Source organism: Streptomyces sp. NPDC048295 (assembly GCF_040652135.1).
Lineage (GTDB): Bacteria > Actinomycetota > Actinomycetes > Streptomycetales > Streptomycetaceae > Streptomyces.
The window spans coordinates 211,199-234,464 of sequence record NZ_JBEZLL010000010.1; the positions used below are offsets into that span (position 1 = coordinate 211,199).

Genomic DNA, 23,266 nt, shown 5'->3' on the forward strand with positions numbered 1-23,266 from the left:
GTGCTGGAGAAGCTGAACCAGGCCATGGAACACATCGAGGGCCGTCTCGATCAGCGGATCGAGGCGGCCGAGCTGGCGCGGATCGCCATGACGTCGGAGTACCACTTCCGGCGGATGTTCTCCGCGCTGGCCGGGATGCCGCTCTCGGAGTACGTACGGCGCAGGCGGCTGACGCTCGCGGGCGCCGAAGTGCTCCACGGGGAGCGGACCTTGCTGGAGGTCGCCGTGCGCTACGGCTACTCCTCGGGGGAGGCGTTCGCGCGGGCGTTCCGTGCCATGCACGGCGTCGGTCCCGGCGAGGCCCGGCGGGCCGGTGCGGTTCTGCGGTCGCAGCCCCGGATGTCCTTCCGTCTCGTGGTCGAAGGGAGCAGCAGCATGGAGTACCGGATCGTGGCGAAGGACGGGTTCCGGGTGGTCGGCAGGAAGGCGCGGGTTCCTCTGGTGCACGAGGGGGTCAACCCGGCCATCGCCGAGTTCGTCCGGAGCATCGACAAGGAGACCGTGGCGCGCATCGCCGCGCTGTCCGACCAGCAGCCGGAGGGCATCGTCCAGGTCAGCGACAACCTCGCGGAGAACCGCGCGGAGGGGACCGGACTCGACTACTACCACGCCGTGGTGACCGGCGCGGACGCGCCGGACGACCTGGACGTGCTGGTGGTCGCGGCCGGCACCTGGGCCGTCTTCGGGAACTCCGGGCCCTTCCCGGAGGCGCTCCAGTACCTGTGGCGGGACGTGTTCACCCAGTGGTTCCCGTCCAATCCGTACCGGAGCAGGCCCGGGCCCGAGATCCTGCGCGTCGGGCCGTCGCCGGTGGCGGGGGAGGCCTCGGCCGAGCTGTGGATCCCGGTGGAGCCGGACGCCGGCTGACGGGCCCCGGGTACGGACGGCTTGAAACCGCCCCTTGTGGGGGCCCCTTCAGTGCGCCAACATGCGCATGTCAAATCCGAAGGAAACTTCGGTGGGCGGGAGCCATCAGGACCCTGCCCAGGTCACTTGAGGGGACCCCCACATGAAGAAGCCTCTCGTCGGTGCGCTGTTCGCCGTCCTGCTCCTCGGGGCAGGTGTCGCGCCCGCAACCGCGGCAACCGGCCACGAAGCGGCGGCGTCCGTCGCGGTCAAGGAGAAGGTCAGGCCCAAGGCGGTCAACTTCGCCGGGACCGTGGCGCTCAGCAACTGTTCCGGCTCCGTCGTCCGCACCCCGGACTCCCAGCCCGGCGACCCCGCGCTCGTGCTCTCCAACGGGCACTGCATGGAGACGGGATTCCCGGGCCCCGGCGAGGTCGTGTTCGACCAGCCGTCCACCCGTAGCTTCACCCTGCTGAACGCCTCGGGCAGCGGTGTCGGCACCCTGCGGGCGAGCAAGATCGCGTACGGGACGATGACCGACACCGACATATCGGTGTACCAACTCACCAGCACCTACGCCCAGATCGAGAGCAAGTACGGCATCAAGGCGCTGGAGCTCAACACCGCGCACCCGGTCCAGGGCACCGCGATCACCGTCGTGTCCGGGTACTGGAAGCGCACGTACGCCTGCAATGTCGACGGCTTCGTCTACCGCCTCAAGGAGGGGGAGTGGACCTGGAAGGACTCGGTCCGCTACACCTCCGCCTGCCAGACCATCGGCGGTACGTCCGGCTCCCCGGTGATCGACAACGCGACCGGCAAGGTCGTCGCCGTCAACAACACCGGCAACGAGGACGGCCAGCAGTGCACGGACAACAACCCGTGCGAGGTCGACGAGAACGGCAATGTGACGGTGCGCGAGGGCATCAACTACGCCCAGGAGACGTACGGCATCGTGCCGTGCATCGGCGCCGGCAACACGTTCGACCTCGACCGTGCGGGGTGTGCGCTGCCCAAGCCGTGACCGTGTGAAGGACCCGTCGCCGCCGCGATGCCCGTCACCGGGTGTCGCGGCGGCGGCGCGCGTTTCACGTCCCACGTTCCGTGATTCACCGTTCGCTATTCACCGTTCGCGGTTCACGGGGGTCGCCGCGCGTCCGATCGCCGCCTCGATCCCGTCCAGCAGCACCCCGAGTCCCACGTCGAACGTCTCCCTCGCCTCCCGCTCCAGGTGCGGCACCGCCTCCTCGCCGGGGACGGGGGCCGGTGGCTGCGGGGCGGAACCGGTCTCCATCGCCATCAGGTTCGGATAGCGCTCCGCGAAGTCGGGGGCCACCTCGCCCAGCAGCGCCGAGCGGGCGAACCACCACTCCTCGTCCGGCTCGCCCGTCGCCGCCGCGGCCTGCCGGGCCTCGGCGACCGTGCCGGCGCAGCCGCGGACGAAGTGGGACAGCGTGCCGGTCAGCCGCCGCAGCAGCCGCGCTTCGAGCCCGGTCGCGTTCAGCAGGCGTACGAGGGTGTCCAGTCCCGCGTACTCGTGCGGGCCGAGCACCGGGCGGGCCTGCGAGACCTGGAGCACCCAGGGGTGGCGGAGGTGGAACGCCAGCGTGTCCCGGGCCCAGTCGGTCAGCGCCGCGCGCCAGTCGCCGGTGTCGTCGTACTCCGTGGGCAGCTCGGCGTGGACCGCGTCGTACATCAGATCCAGCAGCTCGCTCTTGCCGGGGACGTAGGTGTAGAGCGCCATGGCGGTGCGGCCGAGCCGCTCGCCCACCGCCCGCATCGACAGCGCGGCCATGCCGTCCTCGTCCGCGACGGCGATCGCTGCGGTCACGATCGCGTCGACGCTCAGCCCGGGCCGGGGGCCGGGACCGGGGCGCCTCTCCCGCTGCTCCGGCCCGCCGGAGCGCCAGAGCAGGGACATCGAACGGCGGGCGTCGCCCTGTCCGGCAAAGACCACCACTTGCGACTCCTTACGTCGTAAAGTAACTTCACCCGGGTAATTCTTTACGGCGTAAGCTATCAGTCGGAAAGGGTGGGGGTCGCGATGGGGCAGGCGTTGGCCGTTTCGTATGTGCGGGTCGTCGGCGTGGAGCGGATCACTCCGCGGACGGTGCGCGTCACCTTCGCCGGTGACGCGCTGGCGGAGCTCATGGAGGACCGGCCCGACCAGCAGATGAAGCTCTGCTTCCCCAGGGCGGGGCAAGCGGCGCCCCGGCTGCCGGAGCCGGAGGCCGACGACACGTACGGGATGCGGTGGTACGAGGCGTACCTCGCGATCCCCGAGCCCGAGCGGCCGCTGATGCGGAGCTTCACCGTGCGCGGGTACGACCGTCGGCTGGACGTGATGGCGGTCGACTTCGTGCTCCATGGCGACGACGGGCCCGCCGCCCGCTGGGGACGGGCCGCGCGACCCGGCGATGTGCTCGGCATGGTCGGCCCGTCGTCGCTGTACGCCCGGCCGCTGCCCGCCGCCGACTGGCTGCTGCTGGCCGGCGACGAGACGGCGCTCCCCGCGATCGCGACCCTGCTGGAGTCCCTGCCGGCCAGTGCGCGGGCGCTCGTCTGCGCCGAGGTCGCCGACGCGGCGGAGGAGCGGCCGCTCGGCCCGCCCGGCGACGTGACCGTCCAGTGGGCGCACCGCGACCGGGGCGGGTCACTGGCGGACGCGGTGCGGGCGGCCCGGCTGCCCGCCGGGTCCGGGGCCGCGTGGCTGGCCGGTGAGGCGGGGGCGGTGCGGGCCCTGCGCCGCCATCTGGTCGAGGAGCGCGGGCTGCCCCGGGCTGCCGTGCGGTTCAGCGGCTACTGGCGGCGCAGCCTCACCCAGGACGACGCCCCGACCGAGGAGGACCTGGCCTGGGCGAAGGAGCAGGCGGGGGAGTGAGGGCGGCGGGGGCCGGGCGCGCTACCCCGCGGCGCGCCCCGTTCCCCGGACGGCCCGGCCCGCCAGTGTCTGGGTGCGGCGGCCGTCCTCGATGACGAACCGCCCGTCGATCAGTACGTGCGGGATGCCGTCCGGCAGGGTGCGCGGCTCCTCGAACGTGGAGCCCGCCGCCACCGTCGCCGGATCGAAGAGGACCAGGTCGGCGCGGTACCCCTCGCGGACGTACCCCCGGTCGGCCAGACGCAGCCGCCGGGCCGGGCGCGAGGTGAGGTGGGCGACGCACTCCTCCAGTGACAGGGTGCCCAACTCCCTCACGTACCGGCCGAGATAGTGCGGGAACGTGCCGTAGGCGCGCGGGTGCGGCTTGTCGCCCTGGAGGATGCCGTCGCTGCCCCCGGTGTGCACCCGGTGGCGCATGATCTCCCGCACGTTCTCCTCGTGGCCCACGTGCTGGAGGATCGTCGAGCCGAGCCGGTCCTCGACGAGCAGTCTGCGCGCGGTCACCCACGGCGCCTCGCCGCGCAGCCGGGCCGATTCGGCGACCGTGCGTCCGACGTGGTCGGCGAGCGCGGGCGTGCCGACCCCCGAGATCTCGATGGTGTCCCACTCGATCGGCACACCGTGGCAGCCGTCCGAGCCCAGCTCCTCCATGTGGTGCCGGATCCGTTCCGCCGTCGCGTCGTCCGCGAGGCGGGTGAGCACCGACTCGGGCCCGCCCTCGCTCGCCCAGCTCGGCAGCATCGCGACGAGGGTCGTGCACCCGGGGGTGTACGGGTAGGTGTCGAGGGAGATGTCGGCGCCCGAGTCGAGGGCGTCGTCGAGCAGGGCGAGCAGCTCGGGCGCCCTGCCCTTGTTCACGCCGAAGTTCATGGTGGCGTGGGCGAGATGGAGGGCGCAGCCCGCGTTCCTGGTGAGCTGCACCATCTCCTTGTAGGCGCCGAGCGCGCCCGCCCCGTAGGAGCGGTGGTGCGGGCAGTAGTAGCCGCCGTGCGCGGCCACCACCCGGCACAGTTCGGTGAGTTCGGCGTCGCCCGCGTACATGCCGGGCGTGTACGTGAGGCCGGAGGACATGCCGACCGCGCCTTCCGCCATGCCCTGGGCGACGAGTTCCTTCATCCGGGTCAGTTCGGCACCGGTGGCGGGGCGGTCCTCCCAGCCCACCGCGTACATCCGGACCGTGCCCTGCGGGATGAGGTAGGCGGCGTTGACCGCGATGCCCCGGCCGTCGAAGTTGCGGTCCAGGCGGTCCAGGTACTCGCCGACCGTGCGCCAGTCGAAGTCGATGCTCGTGTCCTCGGGCGCACCGCCGTTCCAGCCGGTGATGGAGCGGCGGACCTCGGCGAGCGTCCGGTCGTCGACCGGGGCGTACGAGAGGCCGTCCTGGCCGAGGACTTCGAGGGTGACGCCCTGTGCGGCCTTGGCGCTGTGGTCCGGGTCGCGGAGCAGCGCGAGATCGCTGTGCGCGTGCATGTCGATGAAGCCGGGCGAGAGGACGAGCCCGTCGGCGTCGAGCGTGCGGCGGGCGGAGGGGCGCGGGCCCAGGGAGCCCTCGGGGCGGATCTCGGCGATCCGGCCGTCGGTGATGGCTACGTCGGCGCGGTGGCCGGGGGCGCCGGTGCCGTCGACGACATGGGCGTTACGGATGACCAGGTCCATGAGGGGCTCCAGTTCAAGCCCCTCCGGCGATCGAGGAGCGGGGGTCCGGGGGCGGAGCCCCCGGACACGGGAAGGGGCGGGGTGGGGAGCGGCCCCGCAGAGCGGCTCCCCCGGGGCATCAGAAGAACGTGCGGATGTAGTCCGTGACCGTCCCGTCCGCCGCCACCAGCGGAATCAACTGCCACTTGTCGAAGCTGGTGCACGGATGCGACAGGCCCATCCCCACCCAGTCGCCGACCTCCAGCTCCGCACCCGGCTCCGTACGCACCCAGGTGTGCTGGTCCGAGAGCCCGGTCACCGAGACACCCGTCGCGGGCCGGACCGTGCCGTCCCGGCCGGACCGCACGACCTGCGCCTCGGGCAGGTCGAGGTCGTACGCCGCGTCCCGCTTGCCCGCGTTGAGGAACGCCTGCTCGGCCGACGGGCGCGACACGACCTGCGCCCACAGCCGGAAGGCGGGTTGCAGCTCCCCTTCCTCCGGCACCCGGTTGAACGGGGTCAGATGGCGGTAGTGGCCGTCGTCGTGCGAGACGTAGGCGCCCGAGCGCAGCAGCTTCAGCACCGGCGCGGACAGCTCCGGGATCTGTGCGAACACATCCGCCACCGCGTCGAACCACGCGCTGCCGCCCGCACTGATCACGATCTCCTCGCCGGCCGCGAAGCGCCCCGCGCGGTCGAAGTCGACGGCCAGCGCGACGAGCCGGCGCAGCCAGTCCCGTACCCGCTCGCCGGACGCCTCCGGCACCTCGCCCTCGTAACCCGCCACGCCCACCAGACGCAGGGTCCCGGTCGCCGCCACCGCGTCGGCCACCGCAGCGCACCCGTCCTCGGTGCGGACACCGGTGCGGGCACCCTCGCCCGCGCCCAGTTCCACCACGACACCGACGGGGCGGGAGGCGCCCGCCGCGCGCAGCGCCTCGTCCATCAGCTCCACGCCGCGCACCGAGTCGACGTAGCAGACGAAGCGGAACTCCGGATCGGAGTCCAGCTCGGCGGCGAGCCAGCGCAGGGCCGCGGCGTCGACGAGCTCGTTGGCGAGGAAGATCCGCCGGATCCCGTACGCCCGGTACACCCGTGCCTGGTGCGGCACGGCGGCGGTGATGCCCCAGGCGCCGTGCTCCAGCTGGCGGGCGAAGAGCTGCGGGGACATGGACGTCTTGCCGTGCGGGGCGAAGGCGAGCCCGTGGCGCTCCGCGTATGTCTCCAGGAGGGCGAGGTTGTGCTCGACCGACTCGGCGGACAGGGCGAGCACCGGGGTGGTGAAGCCGCCCGCGAAGAGGTTGCGCCGCTCGGCGGCGAGGGCGCCGACGGTCAGGCCCTCCGCGTCGGGCGGGAGCGCCTTGAAGCGGTGGTCGACGGGCTCGTCGGCGAGTCCGGACACAGGACGGTCGGCGCCCAAGGGGGCCTCCTCGATCGAAGTCGTCGTTGCATCATATGCAACACCCATTGCGTATATCGCTTAACGCTGTCTAACATCCGAGCCGACGCCGGGTCAATGGCGTGTACCCCCGCCGCGCCCCGAACCGCAGCACCGAACCCGCGAGGAGCCCCGAGTGTCCGGAACCCCGGCCAGGACCGCCGACGCCGCCACGGCCGCCGAAGTCGTGTGCCTCGGCGAGTCCATGGTGACGTTCCTGCCGTCGCAGCCCGGACGCCTCGCCGACGTGCCCTCCTTCGGCCGCGGCATCGGCGGCGCCGAGTCCAACGTCGCCTGCGCGCTGGCCGCCGCCGGGCACCGGACGGCCTGGGTCAGCCGGGTCGGCGCGGACGGCTTCGGCGACCACCTCGTCGGGGCGATCGCCGGATACGGGGTCGACACCTCCGGAGTGCGGCGCGACTCCTCGCGGCCCACCGGGATCTACTTCCGCACCGCCACCGACCGGGCCACCGATGTGCACGAGGTCGCCTACTACCGGGCCGGATCCGCCGCCTCCGCGATGTCGCCGCGCAACATCCCGTACGAGACGCTCCCCGCGGCCCGGGTCCTGCATCTGTCCGGCATCACCGCGGCACTCTCCGCCGACTGCCTGGACCTGCTCCACGACCTGACCGCGCCCCGCCCCGGCCGCCCGCTGATCTCCTTCGACGTCAACCACCGGCCCGGCCTGTGGCGCGACGCCGACGCGTCCCCCGAGGTGCTCCTCGGCCTGGCCCGCCGCAGCGACCTGGTCTTCGTCGGCGAGGACGAGGCGCAGGAGGCGTGGGGGGTGACCGGCGCGGAGGCGATCCGCGCGGCGCTGCCGGAGCCGTCCGTCCTGGTCGTGAAGCGGGGCGCGGAGGGCGCGACGGTCTTCTCGGGCGCCGGCGGCCTCCCCGGTTCCGGCAATGTCCCGGGCGCCGACGACGTCACCACCGTCCCCGCCCTGCGCGTGGACGTAGTCGCACCCGTCGGCGCCGGCGACGCCTTCGCCGCCGGCTTCCTCTCCGCCACCCTCCGCGACCTCCCCGTGCGCGACCGCGTCCGGCACGGCCACCTCATGGCCGCCGCCGTTCTCACCGTCCCCGGCGACCTCACCGCCCCGCCGGCCCGCGCGCACGCCGACGCCCTTGCCGCCCTGGACGACGAGGCCTGGGGGAGACTTCGTCTCGGCCCCGGGTGGACGGGGGACGACCAGGAGGTACGTACGACATGAGTCAGACCGTCGACCGGGCGCTGAGCATCCTGCCGCTGCTCGCCCAGGGACCCGCCGACCTCGGCCAGGTCGCCGAGCGGCTCGGCGTCCACAAGTCCACGGCGCTGCGCCTGCTCCGTACGCTCCACGAGCACGGACTCGTCTACCGCCAGCAGGACCAGCGCTACCGCCTCGGCGCCCGCCTCTTCGCCCTCGCGCAGGAGGCCGTCGAGAACCTCGACGTACGGGAGATCGCCCACCCCCACCTCGTCGAACTCAACGAGAGCTGCGGTCACACCGTGCATCTCGCGGTGTACGAGGAACAGGAGGTCCTCTACATCGACAAGGTCGAGAGCCGCTACCCGGTCAGGATGTACTCGCGGATCGGCAAGCCCGTCGCGATCACCGTCGCCGCCGTCGCGAAGCTGCTCCTCGCCGACCTCTCCGAGCCCGAGCGGCGCGCCGTCGCCGAGAAGCTCGACTACCCCATGTACACGTCCCGTTCGACCCCGAACGCCGGTGCCTTCCTCAAGGAGCTCACCGCCGTCCGCGAACAGGGCTGGGCCACCGACCTCGGCGGCCACGAGGAGTCCATCAACTGCATCGGCGCCCCCATCCGGGGTGCGGACGGGCGGGTCGTCGCCGCGATGTCGGTCTCCGCGCCCAACGTCGTCGTCACGGCCGAGGAACTCCTCACTCTGCTCCCGCTGGTGCGCCGCACCGCCGACTCCATCAGCCGGGAGTACTCCGGCACCACCCGACCCAAGAAAGCCTGAACAGCCATGACCGAGAAGATCGCCCTCACCCCGAGCACCCACACCACGCCCCCCGCGAAGTTCTCGCACGGGGTGAAGAAGGGGAACATCCTCCAGGTCGCCGGCCAGGTCGGCTTCCTGCCCGCCGTCGAGGGCCAGGCCCCGACCCCTGCCGGTCCGACGCTGCGCGAGCAGACCCTCCAGACCTTCGCCAACGTCAAGGCGATCCTGGAGGAGGGCGGCGCGAGCTGGGACGACGTGATGATGATGCGCGTCTACCTCACGGACGTGGACCACTTCGCCGAGATGAACGAGATCTACAACTCCTACTTCGCCGAGCAGAACCTCAAGGCGGCCCCCGCCGCCCGTACGACGGTCTACGTCGGCCTGCCCAAGGGCCTGCTGATCGAGATCGACGCGCTCGCGGTACTCGGCTGAACCAGCTGATCCACTTGCCGCACCGGCTCCACGCGCACGGCACGGCGCTCCACCTCGTGGGGGCGCCGTGCCGCGCTCCCCCACACCCGAAAACCGTCTCCGACAACGGAGTTACGCATGCTGCTCGCCGCAGCCCCACCACCGGCCGAGACACCGCCCCACACCGGTGGCATCCTGGTGCTGATCGACGGCACCACCGGTCTGCTCACCGTCGCCGCCCTCGGAATCGCGCTCCTCCTCTTCCTGATCATCAAGGTCAGACTGCAGCCGTTCGTCGCGCTGCTCGCCGTCTCCATAGCCGTCGGCCTGGGCGCCGGACTCTCCGTCACCGAACTCTTCGGCACGGTCCAGAGGTCCGCCGCCGTCTCCGTCATCGAATCCGGCATGGGCGGCATCCTCGGCCATGTGGCGATCATCATCGGGCTCGGCACGATGCTCGGATCGATCCTCGAAGTCTCCGGCGGCGCCGAGGTGTTGAGCACCCGCCTGCTGAATCTCTTCGGAGAGAAGCGCGCCCCGCTCGCCATGGGCCTGACCGGCCTCATCTTCGGCATCCCGGTCTTCTTCGACGTCGGCATCTTCGTCCTCGCGCCGATCGTCTACGCCGCCGCCAAACGCTCCGGCAAGTCGATCCTGCTCTACGCGATGCCGCTGCTGGCGGGCCTCTCGATGACCCACGCCTTCCTGCCGCCGCACCCGGGGCCGGTCGCCGCCGCCGGACTCTTCCACGTCTCCCTCGGCTGGGTGATCCTGATGGGCGCCGTCGTCGGCATCCCGTCCGTCCTCGCCGCCTGGGGCTACGCGGCGTGGATCGGGAAGCGGATATTCGTCGCGGTCCCGCAGGACATGGTCGAGGCCGCCGAGGAGGCCAGGGCGGCGGTCGTCGCCGAGCAGCGGGCCGCCGGAGTCACCCCGCGCGAGGAGCCGGTCGCGCTCTCCACCGTGCTCACGATCATCGGCACCCCACTGGTGCTGATCCTCGCCGCGACGTTCTCCTCCATCGCGCTGGACCCCTCCACCCCGCGCTCCGTCATCGAGTTCTTCGGCAATCCCTTCGTCGCCCTGACGATCGCGCTGGTGCTGGCGTACTACCTGCTGGGCATCCGCCGCGGCTGGTCCCGCAAGTCCCTCGAATCGGTGTCCACCTCATCCCTCAAGCCGGTCGGCAACATCCTGCTGGTCGTCGGCGCGGGCGGCGTGTTCGGCGCCGTCCTCAAGGCCAGCGGCATCGCGGACGCCCTCGCCAAGACCTTCGACGACGTCGGCCTGCCGGTCATCCTGCTCGCCTGGCTGATCTCCGTGGTCCTGCGCGTCGCCCAGGGCTCGGCGACCGTCGCCATCGTCACCACCGCCGGCATCGTCGTCCCCCTGGTCGAGGGCCAGGACCTCTCGCAGGCCCATCTGGCCCTGATCATCATGGCGATCTCGGCCGGCTCGATCTTCGCCTCGCACGTGAACGACGGCGGCTTCTGGATGGTGTCGAAGTACTTCGGCATCTCCGAGCGCGACACCCTGAAGTCCTGGACGGTCCTGGAGACGGTCCTGTCGGTCGCGGGGTTCGCGGTGGCGGCGCTGCTCAGTCTGGTGATCTAGGACCTCGTCGGCTTCCGGCCGTGACACCCGGCGGTTGCCGCCCGGACCCGAAGGCCCGCAGGAACCCCGGTCCCGGCGGGCCTTCGGGAGGCCGGCGTTCCGGCCCGGTACGGACGGACCGGCAACGGACGGACCGGCAACGGACGGACCGGCAACGGACGGACCGGCAACGGACGGACCGGCAACGGACAGATCAGCAACGGACGGATCAGCACGGACAGGGGTCCGCACCCGTGCCCGGGCCGAGCACGTCCCCGCCCCAGGCACGTCCCCGTCCCAGGCACGTCCCCGTCCCGCAGCGCGCCGGAGCAGGCCCGCACCCCGGTGGAGGGTGACCGGCGCCTCCGCCGCGCCGGAGTGCGGGCGGGGTGCCGGGGCGCGCCCGGTCAGGCCGCCGAGGCGCAGATGATGCTCCGGCCGTTGTTCACCTGCCAGTACCAGAACCGCTGCCCGCTCCCTGCCGGGCAGGTCCAGTTGGTCCCGGCCGAGGGCGCCCGGTAGTACCCGGTGATCCGGAGGATGGACTGGCCGGCCCGGGGGACGGTCGACGAGTTGCAGGACAGCACCACCGTCAGATCGGCGTTGACGGCCCCCTGGACCTGCGCGGGGAAGCACTGGCCCACCTGGTAGACCCGGTCGAGGCAGAGCGTGCGCTCGATACCGTCCACACCGGACTTGTGCCACCAGGTGAAGCCCTGCCCCGTGTCGCAGGAGCTGGATTCCCCGGACTGCGAGGTGACCCGGTTGACATGCATATAGGCGTTCCAGGCACGGCAGTTGACCCGGACCGGGGTCGTGGCGCTCATCTTGCCGTGCCCGTCGCCGTACACATTGAGACAGTCGCCGGCGCTCACGGCGCGGAACGCCCGGTCGGTGGCGTCGGGTGTCGGTGTGGGGGTCGGGGTCGAGGTCGGGGTCGGTGTGGGTGTGGGTGTGGGGGTCGGGGTCGGGGTCGGCTCGTCGAAGGTGCTGTCCGACTCGTCCGAGGTGCCCCCGGAGCCGTCGCTCCTGTCGCCGGTGCCGGTGTTCTCGTCGGAGTGGGTGTCGAGACCGCTGCCGGATGTGACGGCACCGGAAGTGGTGGTGCCGGCGGAGGAGCCGCCGCTGCCGCCCGCCTTCCCCGACGTGTCCCAGGGCTGCCAGATCACCAGGGCGACGACGACGGCGACGGCGATCAGCCAGCCCCAGTTCGAGGAGCTGCCCGAGGAGCCGCCCGACGGGCGCGTCGTGCCCCCGGCGGACGAGGCGTTGCCGGCCGAGGCGTTGGAGGATGCGGCGTTGCCGGAGGATGCGGCCGCCCGCGCACGCGCGGCGCGGATCGCCTGCTCGGCGCGGGCGGCCTCCTGCGCGCGCTGCCTCTCGGCCCGCTCCCGCGCGGCCGCCTCCCGCCGGGCCTGTTCCTGCGCGGCCCGTTGCCGCTCGGCGCGCGCGGCCTCCTGGCGGGCGGCCTCCGCGCGCTCCCGCTCGGCGCGCTGTGCCTCCTGGCGGGCCGCCTGCGCCCTTTCGCGCTCCGCGCTTTCCTGTTCGGCGCGTTCGGCCCGTTCGGCCCGTTCGCGCTCCTCACGCTCCCGTTCGGCCTGCTCCGCCCGCTGCCGCTCCGCCAGCTCCGCGAGCGCCGCCAGCTCCTGGCGCGTACGGTCGCGGCGGGCGCGGTCGCGGGCGGCGCGGGCCTTGCGCTCCTCCGTGTAGACCATCGTCGGGCGGGGCGGCGGCACCACGTTCGTGGGTGCGTCGACGGTCGGGGCCGCCGGGTTCGCGGGGCGGGCGTTCGCGAGTTCCAGGCCCTGGGTCGCGTACGCACCGATCAGTTCCGTCCACCGCGGGGGCAGCCAGCGGGTACCGCTGTGCGACGCGGGCAGGCCCGCCTGGTCCCGGCGGAAGCGGGCGAGCAGTGCGGCGGGGGTCGGGCGCCCGGCCGGGTCGGCGGCGAGACAGGGCCGGATCGTCGCGACGAGTTCCTTGGGCAGTCCGTCGAGGTCGAGTTCACCGCGCTGGACGCGGGCCAGCAACCGCAGGGTGTCGCCGTCCGAGGCGTACGGCGGCCGTCCCGTGGCGAGCAGGAAGAGCGTCGCGCCCAGCGAGTACACGTCCGAGGCCGCCGTCGACGCCTCGCCGCGCGCCTGCTCGGGAGAGGTGAAGGCGATCGTGCCGAGCGTGAGCCCGGTGAGCGTGAGGTCGCTGGCGTGCGAGATGCCGAAGTCGATGACCCGGGGGCCGTCCAGCGGCAGCAGCACGTTCTGCGGCTTCACATCGCGATGGACGATGCCCAGGCCGTGCAGGGTGACCAGCGCCTCCGCCGTCCCGGCGGCGATCCACCGTACGGCTGAAGCGGGCAGCACCCCACAGGTGCGGACGAGTTCGGCGAGCGAGGGTGCGGCGATGTAGTCGATGGCCATCCACGGCCGCTCGGCGTCCGCGTCGGAGTCCCGTACGCGCGCCGTGTACGCGCTGTCGACCCGCTGCGCGAGCGACACCTCGCGCGCGAAGCGCCGCCGGTCGGTGTGGCTGACGCTCCCCTCGGCCAGCAGCGTCTTCACGGCGACGAGCCCCCGGCCGCCGCGTTCTCCGCCGCGCGCCAGATAGATCCGCCCCATGCCACCGGACGCCAGCCGTCCGATCAGCCGGTACGGTCCGAGCGTCTCCGGATCGTCCGCGCCCAGTGCCTGCACCCGCGCCCCGGCCATGACTCTCCCCCTGTCGCATCACCGTCGAGCCCGACAACGGTGCCACGTGTGCGCTCGAACGGCCATGGAATGAGGGAAGTCCCGGACACTCTGTTGCCGGTCCGGGACAGGAGCCGGACGGCCGCCGGACCCGGAACGTGCAGCAGCGCCGCCGGGGGAGCGGCGGCGCTGCTGGTCATTGATGCCGGCGGGCGGTCGGGGCCGCCTGCCGTGTGGTGCGCACCGGCAGTGTGGTGCGTACCAGGCGCCGGTCACGCACCGGCCGTTGGTTACGGCAGGCCGTGCACGTGCGGGGCCACCGCGTTCGACCAGGCGTTGCCCGACTTGGCGTCCCAGTTGGTCGACCAGGTCATCGCGCCCCGGATGCCGGGGTACGTCTTCGAGGGCTTGAACGTGCCGCAGTTGGTGCCGGCGGCCAGGCAGTCCAGGGCCGCGTTCACGACCGAGGGCGAGACGTAGCCGCTGCCCGCGCCGCTCGGGGAGGCGGGCACACCGAGGCCGACCTGCGACGGGTCGAGGCCGCCCTCCAGCTGGATGCAGGCGAGCGCGGTGAGGAAGTCCACCGAGCCCTGCGAGTACACCTTGCCGTCGCAGCCGAGCATCGAACCGCTGTTGTAGAACTGCGTGTTGACGACGGTCAGGATGTCCTTGATGCCGAGTGCCGTCTTGAAGTACTCGCCCCCGGTGGACTGCATGTCGATGGTCTGCGGGGCCATCGTGATGACGAGGCCCGAGCCCGCCTTCTGCGAGAGCGAGCGCAGTGCCTTCGTCATGTACGTGGAGTTGAGGCCGTTCTCCAGGTCGATGTCGACGCCGTTGAAGCCGTACTCCTGGATGAGCGAGTAGACCGAGTTCGCGAAGTTGGTCGCGGAGGCGTCGCTGTTGACCGAGATGGAGCCCTTCTCGCCGCCGACCGAGATGATGACGTTCTTCCCGGCCGCCTGCTTCGCCCTGACGTCGGCCTTGAACTGGTCGACGGTGTAGCCGTTCAGGCCCGCCGTGTCCAGGTTGAAGGTGACGGCGCCCGGCGTGGTGGTGGCGTCGGCGAAGGAGACCGCGATGATGTCGTAGTTCGCGGGTACGTCACTGAGCTTCTGCACGGTCGCGCCGTTGTTGAAGTTCTGCCAGTAGCCGGTCACCGCATGCTTGGGGACGGAGGTGCCGGGGTTGGGGTTTCCGCCGCCCTCCTTGGCCGTACGGCCGCTGACCGTCGTCGACTTGACGGACTCGCCGGCCGCGTTGGTGGCGGTCACCGCGAACTGGTACGCCGTGTCGGCTGCCAGCCCGGTGACGGTCGTCGAGTTCCCGGTGGCCGTGGTCGCCTTCTGGCCGTCCCGGTAGACGGTGTAGCCGGTCGCGCCGGACACCGCGTTCCAGGACAGGGACACGGAGGAGGAGGTGGTCGCGCCGACCGCGAGCCCGGCCGGGGCGGACGGAATGGTCGGCTCCGGGTCGGTGCCGCCCCCGCCGTCGGGGCCGTTGACCGAGACGTCGTCCACCAGATAGGCGGACTGCCCGTACCAGCCGTGCGTGTAGACGTCGACCGAGGTGGTGCTCGCGCCGGTCTTGAAGGTGGTGGTGAGCTGCGTCCAGTCGCCGGAGCCGGGGGACCAGGTCGACACATCGGTGGTGCCGGTGCCGCTCGCGCCGAGGTACGCGTACCCGCCCTGTACCCAGGAGCTGAGCGTGTACGTCGAGTTGGGCTTCACGGCCACGGTCTGCGTGCACCGCGCGTTGTCCTGGCCGGCCGGTGTGGCCTTGAGGGCGGCGGTGCCGCCGTGCACGGGGGAGGAGACCGTGGTGCCGCTGCCGCCCGTACAGGACCAGTTGGCGAGCCCGGACTCGAAGCCGGCGTTCTTGGCGACGTTGATGTCGGCGGCCTGGGCGCTTCCGGCGAGACCCGTGGCGGTCAGCGCGCCGGCCGCGAGGACGGCCATGGTGGCGCCGAGCCGGATTCGGCGGCGCCTGTGGATTCTGTGGCCGCTGAGGGGGGAACGTTCCACTTGCTGCCTCCGTGGGGAGTTGGGGATGCCTGCCGGGGGTGCCCGGGGAGGAGCCGGCGGGGGACCGGCGGTACTCCGGACCGTCCTGGAGGTGACGGGGAGAAGAAGGGGATGTGGAGTTGAGGAACGGTGGCCACCGCTGGCCGATAAACTGGTCCAGACCAATCAAGTTGTCAAGACCTCTGGCAACGAGACCTGCGGTGATCGTGTCCGCCGGATGTGTCCGTGCGTGCTCCGCTTGCGCCCCGCGGTGGCCTCCGCGGGCCGTCGAAGTCCAGGCGGCGCGCCTGTGAATTGACGTTTTGTTGACCTCTCGGGGTCGCGCACGGGTGAAGAGGCGGGGTGCTCGGACAGTGACGATCCGGCCCCCGGCGCGAAGCCGGTGCGCAAGGTTCCGTATCCGCGCTGACGTGCGCGGATGAATTCCCGGGGCAAGGTGGCCGGGAGGTGGACCCGTAACCCTCCGCAGTTGTACAGAAGTTGACCATTTTCGATTTGATCCGATTTAGCACTCAGGCGTTACGCGGGCGCCTCGCACATGTTGTCGGACTGGCCTCCGAAAAGTGTTCTCTGCCAGGTAAGACGTGGATAAAGTGCTGAGGCAGAACCGCGGAGCAGGAGCGATTGCGGCCGACGTCATGACCGGCGTCCGGCCGGAGCCGAAACGGGGAACAGCGTGCCGACCGCAATAGCAGTGACCAGTGCTGACTTGGTACTACCTCCGACCGATCAGCAGACACCGACAGCCGCCCTGCTGCAGGCACCCGATGCCCAGGCGCTGGAGATGGCCATCGGTGACATGCACGTGCTGCTCGAACAGCACGGCTATGTAGTCGCCGTCTATCCGTCCGGCATCTCGCCCGCGCACGAGCGCCGGCTCTACTCCGTGCGCTCGGTCCTGGAGAGCGACCGCATCGCCCTGGTGAAGGTGGACCTCCCGCCGCTGGGCGTCGCCGTACTCGTCAGGCAGCTGCGCCAGTTGTCCATCTGTGACTTCAGCCCCGGAGTGGTCGCCTCCGCCGCCCGGCTGCTGACGCACTACATCCACGCGGGCGCCCTGCTCCACTCCGTCACCAAGTTCGACCGGGTCCCGGTCGACCTCAGGACCCATGCGAAGTCCTGGGTGCCCGGCTCGCTGTTCGCCGTGGTCGCGGGACCCGAACCGCAGCTCGTCAGGGTCGGCCCGAAGGCCGACCCGCCGACCGGACCCGAATTCGGCACCCACCTGATGACTGCCAAAGGGCAGTCCCAGTCGGAGTGGGTGAAGGAGACCCTCGCGCCCGCGTGGCAGGTCCAGTCCATTCACGAGTCCGCACTTCCGTCCGAATCCCCGGCATGGTGGGGAACCGGAAAACTGGTGGAATTCGCCGCCTACCTGCCAGACATCTCCGTCCTGTACCAATTGGTGGCCTCCGTACGCCGTGAGAACTGCCACTGGTGCGGAATGGAACTCATCGGTGACCGCTGCGGGTTCTGCTCCTCCCCGCTACCCGCAGCCGAGAACCGAATGCACTCTGCCGGTGTCCTCAGCCATGGAGCGCTCGCACCACCGCAGTCCTAGCGCTTCCGCTTTCCTCCGTAGACGCCCTTCTGTCCGCTGCCCCAAGCATCCGAATCGAACGAGGTTGTCCGGCCCATGAACTCCCGTCAGCGCCGCGGCGTGATACTCCTGCTTTTGTCGGTTCTGTGCGCCTTCGGCGCCTTCGCCGGCGTGCTCTCGGTGATCAGCGATGTCAACTCCAAGGTCGGGCCGGAGGTCTCGGCCTACCAGCTGAAGTCCGACGTAGCGCCCTATACCGCACTGTCCTCCGGGCAGTTCGAGAAGATCTCGATGCCCAAGCGCTGGCTGTCCCAGAACGCGGTCACCGATCTCTCCGAGGTGAACGGCAAGATCGCCGTCACCCAGCTGCGCAAGGGCTCCCTGCTCCAGTCCGACATGATGCAGCGCCGCCCCGAACTGCAGCCCGGGGAGCAGGAGATCGCCATCATGATCGACGCCGCGACCGGTGTCGCGGGCAAGATCACCCCCGGCGCCACCGTCAACATCTACGCCACCTTCGCCGGTGAGCGCGACGGCGATCCCTCCCAGTCGAAGGTCATCGTCTCCAACGCCAAGGTCCTGGACGTCGGCAAGCTGACCGCCCTGGAGCCCAACCACGACGGCAAGTCCAACATGGGCACCGAGGCCGTGCCGATCACCTTCGCGCTCAACACGCTCGACACCCAGCGCATCGCCTACGCCGAGTCCTTCGCGGAGCACGTACGCCTCGCGCTCCTCGCCTCCGGCAGCGACAGCACCATCCGTCCGGGCGACCGCACCTACACGCTCGACAAGGACAAGTGAGGATCGAATGACCACGAGGATCCTCCCGGCCGTCGGTGACGTCGACGCGGCCAGATCCGTCACCACCCTGCTCAGCCAGCTCCCCGAGGCGGAGCCCGCTGCTCCGGTCAGCGACTCGACCCAGCTCATCGACACCCTCGCCCGCCTCGCGGGCGAGTCGCTCGACGATCTGCCCGAGGTCGTGCTGGTCCACGAGCGGATCGGACCGGTGCCGGCCCTGGAACTGATCCGGGAGGTCTCCCTGCGCTTCCCCGCCATAGGGGTCGTGCTGATCACCGCCGATGTCACCCCCGGTCTGTTCTCGAACGCGATGGAGTCGGGCGCACGAGGCGTCGTCACCCTCCCCCTCAGCTACGAGGAATTGGCCAACAGGGTTCAATCCGCGGCCCAATGGTCCGTCGGAGTCCGCCGCCACCTGACCACCGGGAACGATGTCTTCACCGGTCCCGGCGGTACGGTCATCACCGTCAGCGGCGCCAAGGGCGGTGTCGGGACCACCCTCACCGCCGTACAGATAGCCCTGGCGGCCCAGGCGTCCGGGCGCAGCGTCGCCCTGGTCGACATGGACCTCCAGGCCGGTGACATCGGCTCGTACCTCGATGTGCAGTTCCGGCGGTCCATCGTCGACCTGTCGACGATCACCGACATATCGCCGCGCGTCCTGTCCGACGCCGTGTTCAGCCACGGCACCGGACTGGCGCTGCTCCTGGCACCCAGCGAGGGCGAGAGCGCCGAGGAGGTCAGCGACCGCTCGGCCCGGCAGATCGTCAGCGCCATGCGCTCGCGCTACGAGGTCCTGATCGTCGACTGCGGCAGCCAGCTCCAGGGCGCCAGCGCGGCGGCCATCGAGATGGCAGACACGGCACTGCTGGTCACCACACCCGATGTGATCGCGGTGCGCGGCGCCAAGCGAGTCGTACGGATGTGGGACCGGCTCCAGATCCGCAAGGCGGAGGAGACGGTCACCGTCGTCAACCGCTTCATCCGCAACACCGAGATCCAGCCGCAGCTGATCGAGAAGATCACCGGCACCAGCACGGCCAACACCGCGATTCCGGCGAACTTCAAGGAACTCCAGGCCGTCGTCGACGCCGGCCGGCTGCACGAACTCGACTCCAAGAGCACGGTCAAACAGGCCCTCTGGGCCCTTGCGGGCGAGCTCGGCATCGTCAAGGTTCCTGAGAAGGAGAAGAACGGCGCGAAGACCGGCGTGAAGACCGGCGCGAAGTTCAAGAACGACCGAGGCTCGATCGGGCGCCGACGCGACCGCGACGGCGACTCCAGGAAACGGCCGACGACCTAGGGGGCAAGTTGACCAATGGCACTTACCGAGACGAAAGACACGGAGATACGGGGAAGGCGTTACGGTGACGCCGCCCCGGCCGGGGACGGAATGCGCGCCCGTCTCCTCGGCCGTGGGCGTGACCGGGGGCAGACCGCGATCGAGTTCCTGGGCGTCACACCGCTGATCATCCTGCTGCTGATCGCGCTGTGGCAGTGCGCGCTGATCGGCTACACGTTCTCCCTGGCGGGGAACTCGGCGGACCAGGCGGCGCACAAGGGTGCCATCGCACAGAGCATGCGTGGACAGGCATGCCGGGACGCGGCCGAGGAAGACCTGCCGACGGTCTGGCGGGAGTCCATGAAGCGGACGAAGTGCGAGAGCTCCGGCGCGCTGTACAAGGCCACGGTGAAGCTGCGGGTGCCGGTACTGGTACCCGGAGTACTCAACTGGCCGATGACCATCGAGGGCAACGCCGCGTCACCGCTGGAGGCCGAGCGATGAGCATGCGCGCACACACACCGGACCGGAAGACCGCCGCAACCCGCCGGGACCGCGGGCAGGTCGCCATCGAGTACATGGGTTTCATCCCGCTGCTGCTCCTGGTGGGCCTCTTCGCGATTCAGCTGGGGGTCGCGGCCTACGCCGCCAACCAGGCGGGCACGGGTGCTCGCGCGGCCGCGCGTACCGCCACCCAGGACATGTCGCGCGGGGATTCCGAGCAGGCGGGGCGCGACGCGATGAGCGACTGGCTCGGAAGCCACAAGAACTCGAAGTTCAGGCGCCACGGTGGATCCGGCGACGTCACGTACACCACTCGCGTGCGGATTCCCTCCGTCGTGCCCGGAATCGACGACTGGGGTTGGGCCAGCCGGAGTTCCACCATGCCGCGAGGGTGAGCGGGGCCCGCATCGCAACACCGGAGCACTACAAGCACGTCTGAGCGAGGAGTTACGCAATGAGTCTGCGGGCACGCATGACCGCCCCCGAGAAGAACGGCGGGGCGCGGGAGGACAGCCACATGGTGGCCACCTACCGCGCCAAGCTGCTCGAAGAGATCGACCTGGCCGAGATGTCGTCGCTCGCCGCCGCAGACCGGCGAGCGCGGCTGGAGCGCGTGCTCAGCCACATCATCAGCCGCGAAGGGCCGGTCCTCTCGACCGTCGAACGCACCCAGCTGATCCGCCGGGTCGTCGACGAGGCCCTCGGGCTCGGCATTCTGGAGCCGCTCCTCGAGGACGCGTCCATCACCGAAATCATGGTGAACGGACCGGACCAGATCTTCGTCGAGCGCAGCGGCAAGGTCGAGAAACTGCCGATGCGTTTCAGTTCGCACGAGCAGCTGATGCAGACGATCGAACGCATCGTGTCGACGGTCAACCGCCGCGTCGACGAGTCAAACCCCATGGTTGACGCGCGTCTACCCAGTGGTGAGCGTGTCAACGTCATCATCCCGCCGCTCTCGCTCACCGGTGCGACGCTCACCATCCGACGGTTCCCGAGGGCCTTCACCCTCCAGGAAATGATCAACGTCGGCTCGCTCGACGACCAGATGCTGATTCTGCTGTCCGGGCTCGTCCAGGCGAAACTCAACGTGATCGTCTCCGGAGCCACCGGTACCGGGAAGACGACACTCCTCAACGCGCTCTCCGGCCTGATCCCCGACAGCGAGCGCATCGTCACCATCGAGGACTCCGCGGAGCTCCAGCTCCAGCAGAGCCACGTCATCCGGCTGGAGTCCCGGCCGGCGAACGTCGAGGGGAAGGGCCAGATCACCATCCGTGACCTGGTCCGCAACTCCCTGCGTATGCGTCCCGACCGCATCGTCGTCGGTGAGGTCCGTGGCGGCGAGTCGCTCGACATGCTCCAGGCCATGTCGACCGGTCACGACGGCTCGCTCGCCACCGTCCACGCCAACAACGCCGAGGACGCGCTCATGCGTCTGCAGACCCTGGCCTCGATGTCGGAGATCGAGATCCCGTTCGAGGCGCTGCACGACCAGATCAACAGCGCCGTCGACGTGATCGTCCAGCTCACCCGCCACGCCGACGGTTCCCGCAAGATCACCGAGATCGCCGTTCTCGACTCACACGGCAGGGACCCCTACCGCATCGTGTCCGTTGCCCGGTTCGACGCCCAGCCCATGGACGCCGAAGGACGGATCAACGGCGAGTTCAAGTACCTCCCGATTCCGCGCAAGATCGCCGAGCGCCTCTACATGGCCAGCCAGCCCATCCCGCAGGCCTTCGGGGTTGCCGAATCCGCCGAACAGCTCGCCACCCGAGAGGCCAACTAGGTACCGAGCCATGACGAATCTCCCTCTTCTCTCCATCGGCGTCACGCTGCTCGCCGGTGTCACCGGCGTCGCGGGTCTGCACGCCTACAGCGGTGGCAGGGCCGACCGGGACGCCCTGGTGGACCGGCTCTCGCACACCGGGCACATACCGGAGGCGGGCCGCCGTCGCCGGTTTCGGGCACTGGACAGCCGGCTGCGGAAGACCGGCCTGGGCCGGAAGCTCGAACTGAAACTGGCCGCCACCGGCCTTGAGATCACCCCGGGCGAGTTCTTCGTCTACGCCGTCGTCGCCCTGGCCGGGCTCTGGATGATCGCTTCGGCCATGCTCGCCAGCTTCTTCGGTCCGGTCGCCGCGCTCATCGGCCTCTGGGGAACCAACGCCTTCCTGAACTGGCAGCGGACCAAGCGCACCGAACACTTCATCAACCAGCTTCCCGAGCTCGCCCGCATCCTGGCCAACGCCACCCAGGCCGGCCTGGCGCTGCGTACGTCCATCGGCATGGCGGCGGATGAGATGGAGGACCCGGCCGGTGAGGAACTGGCAAGGGTTTCCCGGCGTCTCGCCGTGGGCGAGCCCCTTGAGGACGCGATGAGCGAACTCACCGACCGCCTGCCCTCCCGCGAGCTCGTCGTCCTCGTGACCACCCTGGTCCTCTCCAACCGGGCCGGCGGTACGGTCGTCAGCTCGCTGCGCAACCTCACCGAGACATTGGAGGAGCGCAAGGAGACCCGGCGCGAGGTCAAGACCCAGCTCTCCCAGGTGACGGTCACGGCCTACGCCGTTCCCGCCTTCGGCCTGGGCGCCATGCTCCTGATGAACGCGGTCATGCCCGGCGCTCTCGACCGTATGACCGGGGCGTTCATCGGCCAGGTGGCGGTGATCGTCTCCCTTGCCCTTTACGCGATCGGGTTCATAGTGATCCGACGCCTCTCCAGGATCGACGTCTGATGGGCGGCGCACACATGGACCTGCTGCTGGCAGCCGTCATAGGACTCGCGGTCTTCGGAGCCATCGCGGGCGTCCGCATGTACCGTGCCGACGCGAAACTCCCCGGTGACCTTGCGATCGCTCTGGAAGTCGGCTCGACCCGTACCAGTGCGGTCGGCTCCGGCATCGACCGTCTCGGCATGCGCTGGGCCCCCATGGTGCTTCGGATGATGGGCCCCAAGGCGGTCAACAAGAAGCGCCGCCAGATCGACATGGCGGGTAACCCCGGCGGTCTGACCATCGACCGTTACGCTGCCCGCCGAGCCGTCTACGGTGCACTCGGCCTGCTCGGCGCCTTCTCAATGATCATCCGCGGGCAGGTCCTGCTCTCCCTGGCGCTGATCGCCTTCGGACTGTTCTGGGTCGAGGTCGGCATCTGGTCCGCGGTCCGCATCCGGCGCGACCACATCGACCGGACGCTTCCGGACTTCCTCGACGTGCTCGCCGTCGTGGTCTCCGCCGGTCTCGGCTTCCGGCAGGCACTGGCCCGGGTCGCCGACAAGTACGAGGGTCCCTGGGCCGACGAGCTGCGCATCACCCTGCGTCAGATGGACATGGGCGTCAGCCGCCGCGAGGCGTTCGAGCAGCTGCGCAAGCGCAATGACTCGGAGCAGGTCGCGATGTTCGTGACCACGCTCCAGCAGGGCGAGGAACTCGGTGCGCCGATCGTCGAGACGCTGATCCAGATAGCCAACGACATGCGGCGCACGGATGCCCAGAACGCCCGCCGGAAGGCGGCCAGGGCCGTTCCCAAGGCGACCTTCGCCGTCACCACGTTCCTTCTCCCCGGAACGCTCGTGATGCTGACGGTCGGCTTCGTCTACGGGGTCAACGTCGACTTCAGCACCCTCATGGGCGGATGACGTGAACGAGGCGGACGGTGGGCAG

Annotated in this window: 20 protein-coding genes; 15 read left to right on the forward strand and 5 right to left on the reverse strand. The window is 70.5% G+C overall.

Annotation, left to right across the window (positions count from 1 at the left end; all coding sequences use genetic code 11):
• Positions 1 to 867 carry an AraC family transcriptional regulator gene (locus AB0D53_RS17750; RefSeq protein WP_362446915.1) on the forward strand — a complete coding sequence of 289 codons (867 nt, stop codon included), beginning with the start codon at positions 1 to 3 and terminating at the stop codon, positions 865 to 867.
• 142 nt (positions 868 to 1,009) lie between these two features.
• Positions 1,010 to 1,870, forward strand: coding sequence for a serine protease (locus AB0D53_RS17755; RefSeq protein WP_362446918.1), 861 nt, complete (start codon positions 1,010 to 1,012; stop codon positions 1,868 to 1,870).
• 99 nt (positions 1,871 to 1,969) lie between these two features.
• On the opposite strand, the gene AB0D53_RS17760 is transcribed toward AB0D53_RS17755, so the two are convergent.
• Positions 1,970 to 2,806: a TetR/AcrR family transcriptional regulator C-terminal domain-containing protein gene (locus AB0D53_RS17760; RefSeq protein ID WP_362446921.1), complete on the reverse strand. Its 837-nt coding sequence runs from the start codon at positions 2,804 to 2,806 to the stop codon at positions 1,970 to 1,972.
• A gap of 84 nt (positions 2,807 to 2,890) precedes the next feature.
• Between AB0D53_RS17760 and AB0D53_RS17765 the strand changes: the two genes are divergently transcribed.
• Complete coding sequence (locus tag AB0D53_RS17765; RefSeq protein WP_362446924.1) at positions 2,891 to 3,727, forward strand: siderophore-interacting protein; 837 nt, start codon at positions 2,891 to 2,893, stop codon at positions 3,725 to 3,727.
• A 21-nt stretch (positions 3,728 to 3,748) separates the two neighbouring features.
• Here the strand turns inward: AB0D53_RS17765 and AB0D53_RS17770 are convergent, their stop codons facing one another.
• Both AB0D53_RS17770 and AB0D53_RS17775 read right to left on the reverse strand, forming a co-directional pair.
• Positions 3,749 to 5,383 (reverse strand): D-aminoacylase, encoded by a 1,635-nt coding sequence (locus AB0D53_RS17770; RefSeq protein WP_362446927.1) that lies wholly within the window; start codon positions 5,381 to 5,383, stop codon positions 3,749 to 3,751.
• 118 nt (positions 5,384 to 5,501) lie between these two features.
• Positions 5,502 to 6,830, reverse strand: coding sequence for an amino acid deaminase (locus AB0D53_RS17775; RefSeq protein ID WP_362446930.1), 1,329 nt, complete (start codon positions 6,828 to 6,830; stop codon positions 5,502 to 5,504).
• 106 nt (positions 6,831 to 6,936) lie between these two features.
• On the opposite strand from AB0D53_RS17775, the gene AB0D53_RS17780 reads away from it, so the two are divergent.
• From AB0D53_RS17780 to AB0D53_RS17795, 4 genes are all read left to right on the forward strand, one after another.
• Complete coding sequence (locus AB0D53_RS17780) at positions 6,937 to 8,016, forward strand: sugar kinase (protein WP_362446933.1); 1,080 nt, start codon at positions 6,937 to 6,939, stop codon at positions 8,014 to 8,016.
• Entirely contained in the window at positions 8,013 to 8,771 is a 759-nt protein-coding gene (locus AB0D53_RS17785) for an IclR family transcriptional regulator (protein ID WP_329818183.1), read from the forward strand. The genes AB0D53_RS17780 and AB0D53_RS17785 overlap by 4 nt, the downstream gene beginning before the upstream one ends.
• A gap of 6 nt (positions 8,772 to 8,777) precedes the next feature.
• A complete protein-coding gene (locus AB0D53_RS17790; RefSeq protein WP_189545226.1) occupies positions 8,778 to 9,188 on the forward strand; it encodes a RidA family protein in 411 nt (136 codons plus the stop codon).
• 117 nt (positions 9,189 to 9,305) lie between these two features.
• The gene (locus tag AB0D53_RS17795) at positions 9,306 to 10,781 is read left to right on the forward strand and encodes a gluconate:H+ symporter (protein ID WP_362446937.1); all 1,476 of its coding nucleotides are present in this window, start codon (positions 9,306 to 9,308) and stop codon (positions 10,779 to 10,781) included.
• Between the two features lie 386 nt (positions 10,782 to 11,167).
• Here the strand turns inward: AB0D53_RS17795 and AB0D53_RS17800 are convergent, their stop codons facing one another.
• Together AB0D53_RS17800 and AB0D53_RS17805 are read right to left on the reverse strand one after the other, a co-directional pair.
• Complete coding sequence (locus tag AB0D53_RS17800; RefSeq protein ID WP_362446940.1) at positions 11,168 to 13,465, reverse strand: serine/threonine-protein kinase; 2,298 nt, start codon at positions 13,463 to 13,465, stop codon at positions 11,168 to 11,170.
• A gap of 269 nt (positions 13,466 to 13,734) precedes the next feature.
• The gene (locus tag AB0D53_RS17805) at positions 13,735 to 15,402 is read right to left on the reverse strand and encodes a glycoside hydrolase family 18 protein (protein WP_362447089.1); all 1,668 of its coding nucleotides are present in this window, start codon (positions 15,400 to 15,402) and stop codon (positions 13,735 to 13,737) included.
• Positions 15,403 to 16,162: 760 nt separating this feature from the next.
• Here AB0D53_RS17805 and AB0D53_RS17810 point away from each other — a divergent pair.
• The 8 genes from AB0D53_RS17810 (at position 16,163) to AB0D53_RS17845 (ending at position 23,241) form a co-directional block, all read left to right on the forward strand.
• Entirely contained in the window at positions 16,163 to 17,029 is an 867-nt protein-coding gene (locus AB0D53_RS17810; RefSeq protein WP_362446943.1) for a hypothetical protein, read from the forward strand.
• 75 nt (positions 17,030 to 17,104) lie between these two features.
• On the forward strand, positions 17,105 to 17,812 hold the full coding sequence (gene cpaB / locus AB0D53_RS17815) for a Flp pilus assembly protein CpaB (RefSeq protein ID WP_329818179.1): 708 nt from the start codon (positions 17,105 to 17,107) through the stop codon (positions 17,810 to 17,812).
• Positions 17,813 to 17,819: 7 nt separating this feature from the next.
• Complete coding sequence (locus tag AB0D53_RS17820) at positions 17,820 to 19,115, forward strand: AAA family ATPase (RefSeq protein ID WP_362446947.1); 1,296 nt, start codon at positions 17,820 to 17,822, stop codon at positions 19,113 to 19,115.
• Positions 19,116 to 19,205: 90 nt separating this feature from the next.
• Positions 19,206 to 19,598 carry a TadE/TadG family type IV pilus assembly protein gene (locus AB0D53_RS17825; RefSeq protein WP_362446950.1) on the forward strand — a complete coding sequence of 131 codons (393 nt, stop codon included), beginning with the start codon at positions 19,206 to 19,208 and terminating at the stop codon, positions 19,596 to 19,598.
• Positions 19,595 to 19,993 carry a TadE family protein gene (locus tag AB0D53_RS17830; RefSeq protein ID WP_362446952.1) on the forward strand — a complete coding sequence of 133 codons (399 nt, stop codon included), beginning with the start codon at positions 19,595 to 19,597 and terminating at the stop codon, positions 19,991 to 19,993. The genes AB0D53_RS17825 and AB0D53_RS17830 overlap by 4 nt, the downstream gene beginning before the upstream one ends.
• A gap of 59 nt (positions 19,994 to 20,052) precedes the next feature.
• The gene (locus AB0D53_RS17835; protein ID WP_329818175.1) at positions 20,053 to 21,390 is read left to right on the forward strand and encodes a CpaF family protein; all 1,338 of its coding nucleotides are present in this window, start codon (positions 20,053 to 20,055) and stop codon (positions 21,388 to 21,390) included.
• 10 nt (positions 21,391 to 21,400) lie between these two features.
• Positions 21,401 to 22,339, forward strand: coding sequence for a type II secretion system F family protein (locus AB0D53_RS17840; RefSeq protein WP_362446955.1), 939 nt, complete (start codon positions 21,401 to 21,403; stop codon positions 22,337 to 22,339).
• Between the two features lie 14 nt (positions 22,340 to 22,353).
• A complete protein-coding gene (locus AB0D53_RS17845; RefSeq protein ID WP_362447092.1) occupies positions 22,354 to 23,241 on the forward strand; it encodes a DUF5936 domain-containing protein in 888 nt (295 codons plus the stop codon).
• The last annotated feature ends 25 nt before the right edge of the window (positions 23,242 to 23,266 follow it).

Coding starts and splice junctions, on each gene's coding strand:
- AB0D53_RS17755 (WP_362446918.1), top strand. CDS start 1,010: ATGAAGAAGCCTCTCGTCGGTGCGCTGTTCGCCGTCCTGCTCCTCGGG.
- AB0D53_RS17765 (WP_362446924.1), top strand. CDS start 2,891: ATGGGGCAGGCGTTGGCCGTTTCGTATGTGCGGGTCGTCGGCGTGGAG.
- AB0D53_RS17770 (WP_362446927.1), bottom strand. CDS start 5,383: ATGGACCTGGTCATCCGTAACGCCCATGTCGTCGACGGCACCGGCGCC.
- AB0D53_RS17775 (WP_362446930.1), bottom strand. CDS start 6,830: ATGGGTGTTGCATATGATGCAACGACGACTTCGATCGAGGAGGCCCCC.
- AB0D53_RS17785 (WP_329818183.1), top strand. CDS start 8,013: ATGAGTCAGACCGTCGACCGGGCGCTGAGCATCCTGCCGCTGCTCGCC.
- AB0D53_RS17790 (WP_189545226.1), top strand. CDS start 8,778: ATGACCGAGAAGATCGCCCTCACCCCGAGCACCCACACCACGCCCCCC.
- AB0D53_RS17795 (WP_362446937.1), top strand. CDS start 9,306: ATGCTGCTCGCCGCAGCCCCACCACCGGCCGAGACACCGCCCCACACC.
- AB0D53_RS17800 (WP_362446940.1), bottom strand. CDS start 13,465: ATGGCCGGGGCGCGGGTGCAGGCACTGGGCGCGGACGATCCGGAGACG.
- AB0D53_RS17805 (WP_362447089.1), bottom strand. CDS start 15,402: ATGGCCGTCCTCGCGGCCGGCGCGCTGACCGCCACGGGTCTCGCCGGA.
- cpaB (WP_329818179.1), top strand. CDS start 17,105: ATGAACTCCCGTCAGCGCCGCGGCGTGATACTCCTGCTTTTGTCGGTT.
- AB0D53_RS17820 (WP_362446947.1), top strand. CDS start 17,820: ATGACCACGAGGATCCTCCCGGCCGTCGGTGACGTCGACGCGGCCAGA.
- AB0D53_RS17825 (WP_362446950.1), top strand. CDS start 19,206: ATGCGCGCCCGTCTCCTCGGCCGTGGGCGTGACCGGGGGCAGACCGCG.
- AB0D53_RS17830 (WP_362446952.1), top strand. CDS start 19,595: ATGAGCATGCGCGCACACACACCGGACCGGAAGACCGCCGCAACCCGC.
- AB0D53_RS17835 (WP_329818175.1), top strand. CDS start 20,053: ATGAGTCTGCGGGCACGCATGACCGCCCCCGAGAAGAACGGCGGGGCG.
- AB0D53_RS17840 (WP_362446955.1), top strand. CDS start 21,401: ATGACGAATCTCCCTCTTCTCTCCATCGGCGTCACGCTGCTCGCCGGT.
- AB0D53_RS17845 (WP_362447092.1), top strand. CDS start 22,354: ATGGACCTGCTGCTGGCAGCCGTCATAGGACTCGCGGTCTTCGGAGCC.